1 protein-coding gene is annotated in these 3,573 nt (G+C 18.9%); it reads right to left on the bottom strand.

The genetic code is table 11. From position 1 onward, the window contains the following. Positions 1-350: 350 nt before the first annotated feature. Positions 351-3,185 (bottom strand): hypothetical protein, encoded by a 2,835-nt coding sequence (locus tag BGI41_RS07175; protein WP_143744810.1) that lies wholly within the window; start codon positions 3,183-3,185, stop codon positions 351-353. Positions 3,186-3,573 lie beyond the last annotated feature (388 nt).

Here is a 3,573-nt window from a genome sequence, read left to right as displayed (position 1 = left end):
ATGTAAAACATATCAATTGGATATTTAAAAAAAATATAATATAAATTTTACTATTTAATGTTAGAAATTTATAAAATACAAGTGATAAAAAATCAATAAAATTTAAAAAAATTTAGATATTATAATTTATTCAATAATATAAAAATCAATTATAAAAATAATAAAAATATTTCTACTAGAATATTTAAGAAATTAAAAAATTAAGAAAACTAGATAAAAAAGCTAAATATCAAACAAATACACATGTTAACCACAAGCATACTTAAAAAATAGATAAAAATAAGATAAAAAAAATCTTAAAAAAACTTAAAAAAATAAAAAAAATAGGATAAAATCCTATTTAAAACCATTTAATTTTTTCTTCTAGATACAATAATACATAAAACAGATAATATTAAAAATATTATAGGTATACCTGTTTTAGGCATATCCCCAATTAATACAGTACTATTTTTGTTAGAACTATTTAATTTATTATTTATTGAATTAATACTATTATTAGAATTATTACTATTAGAATTGTTATTAGAATTATTATTTTTATTATTGTTGTTATTAGTGTTATTTGTATTGTTATTACCTGTATTATTAGTACCATTAGTATTATTTGTACTATTTGTATTATTAGTACTGTTAGTACTATTAGTATTATTTAATACAGTTATTGTTGTTATTGTAGTTATATTATCAGTATAATCTGATTTAGAAATCATTGATTTTGTAATATTTCCTACTTTTTCAGTTTTATAAATTAAACTTAAATTAACTGTTTCATTTATATTTAATTGTTTATTATATAACCAAACATTTTGATTATTTACAATTTTATGTGTCCAATTTGCTTTATCATTATAATCAATATATTTTAGCCCAGTTGTATCATTTTCAACTATAAATACATTATTTAATATAGTATCCCCAATATTATGTAATGTTATATTATAAGTTACATTATCTCCTAAAACATATTCATTTTTATCTTTAGTTTCATTTACTGTTAAATTATAAATATTACCTAAATAAGTAGTATTTACAAATAGGAAATTTGGTTTATAAATTTCATTTCCACCAGTATAAAAATTTAATATTAATTGAGTTTTATTTTCTAATATTAATGTTGCATTAGTAGTTGGAACTCTTAAACCATTATTATATTTAAGTACAACATCCTCAATAATAGGTAAAAATTCAGGATCTACATAATCGAAATTTTTAAAATCACTATATAATAATTCACATAATATATATTCAATATTATTTATATCACCAATATTTTTATATAAATCAGTTTTATTTTCAAAATAATTATAAAATAATATTTTTACATATTCTTGTGCATCTTCACCTATAATATTACATATAATACCAACATTATCTAATAAATAAGAACCCTCAGCATCCTCATAATCTAAAGAAAATCCATATAAACCATTATCTAATTTAATATATCCCTCTTCTGATTCAAATGGAATAAATTTCCCTTTTGCTCCAAATCCACCATTGATCTTACTATTGGTAATTGTTAGATTATTAAAAATGTATATTACTTTATTTTCAAAAGATGTACTATTTGTAATATTTGAATTAATAATATTTCCATTAAAAGAGTATATAATTCCATTACCAAGAGAATTTGTGTTAGTAATTTTTGAATTAATTAATGTAGTATTATTTCCATAGATAGAACCACCATTAAATGCATATCCTTTTGTGAAATTGGAATTATTAACATTTAAATCACATGAATATATATCTCCACCATATATTAATGCAGAATTATTTACAAAATTAGAATTATTTACATTTAATGAATTTCCATAAATAGCTCCACCCATAGATGCGTTATTATTAAGAAAAGTAGAGTTTATTACTTCATTTGAATTTAATATAGATACTGCACCACCATTTTGGCTTGCACTATTATTGTTAAAATTACAATTTACAATTGATACTTTATCATCATTTTTAGAAATAATATAAACTGCACCACCAAAAACTGCATTATTATTATTAAATGTAGAATTTATAATAGTAAAATTATTATAAAAATACATATCTATTGCACCACTATCTCTTGAGACAGTATTATTTTCAAAAATACAATTTATAATATTTCCAGAAGCATTATCTGAAAAAATAGCCCCTCCATCAAAAGAATTAGAATTAACTATTGTAGAATTAATAAAACTAAAATTTCCTTTTTTTATATATATTCCACCACCAGAAGTTGAAGAAGTATTACTCTTATTTATTGTAATATTTATAAGTTTACTATCACTATCCCCAAAAAAGAGTGTTCCTCCATATGAATAAGCAGTTGAATTCATAAATGAACAATTATTAAAGAAATTTTTAGAATTTACTGTTCTTATTACACCACCAACTCCTGCAGATTTCATATTAATAAAAGTACAATTTTCAATAAAATTAGTGCTGTTTAAAGAACATAATATACTCCCCAGTGGATCTCCATTAGCATTAATATTACTAAAACTTGAATTTATAATATTAACATTACTTTCATTAGAAAATATTAATCCACTAGTCATTCTATTATCATATAACTGATAATATTTTATATTATCAAAACTTGAATTTACTAATGTAATATTAGATTTAATAACAGCAAAAAAACTACCATAAGTATTATTAAAAACATTAGATTTAGTGAATTTTAAATTTTTAATTAAAATATTACTATTTTTTATATTAAAAAATGTTGAACAATTTACATCAATAATAACATTTTGATTATTATAATTTTCTAATGTTAAATTCAAATTAGCAATATTATAATTAACTTTAATGTTATAATTTCCACCTAAAAAATATATATTACTATAATTATTAATTCTATAGTTAACAGAATCCCAATTTGAAGGAGAATCAGGAGTTCTACCATTACCTGTACCATTAGGACTTATATAAACACTATTAATATTATTATCATTTAAAATATTATTATTCTTTACAGATGATTTTTCAATATTAATATTATCACTATCATTTAGTGATGATTGCTGAATATTAGTATCTGTAGAATTAATATTTGTATCATAATTAATAATATTACTATGGTTATTTATTGTATTAGTATGATTTATATCATCAGTTGCAGATATAAAACTTAATGAACTAAATATAACTATAACTAAAAGCATCGGTATTATTAATTTACACTTCATTTTTCAGTCATCCATTAATTAAAAGATTTATATAAAATAATTCTCTTAATTATATAAATTTAATATATATTTACAATAAATATTCAAAGCAAATATTTTTAAATTTATATGATTATAATTATACAATTCGTTAATATAAAAACTTTATTATAAACATTTTCTAATTAGAAAAAAATTAATTTAAGAAATAATAAAAAAGAATAAAAATATTGTTCATTTTTTTAATATTATATTTAATGGACTTATTTTGTATAAATAGTTTAATTAATAGTGATTGAAAGTAAATTGTAAATTAAAATATTTATACTTTTAATTATGAGTATACCTAATTCATTAATTCTTATATTTGTAATTGATATATGAATATGATAAATAGTAAGTTAATATT

It is taken from the genome of Methanobrevibacter sp. 87.7 (assembly GCF_002208625.1).
GTDB lineage: Archaea > Methanobacteriota > Methanobacteria > Methanobacteriales > Methanobacteriaceae > Methanarmilla.
Note: the sequence above shows the minus strand (reverse complement) of the source record. Positions and strands in the feature narration are given on the sequence as shown.

What these genes read in the sequence shown, in the direction of transcription:
- BGI41_RS07175 (WP_143744810.1), bottom strand. Translation starts at nt 3,185, where the DNA reads ATGAAGTGTAAATTAATAATACCGATGCTTTTAGTTATAGTTATATTT.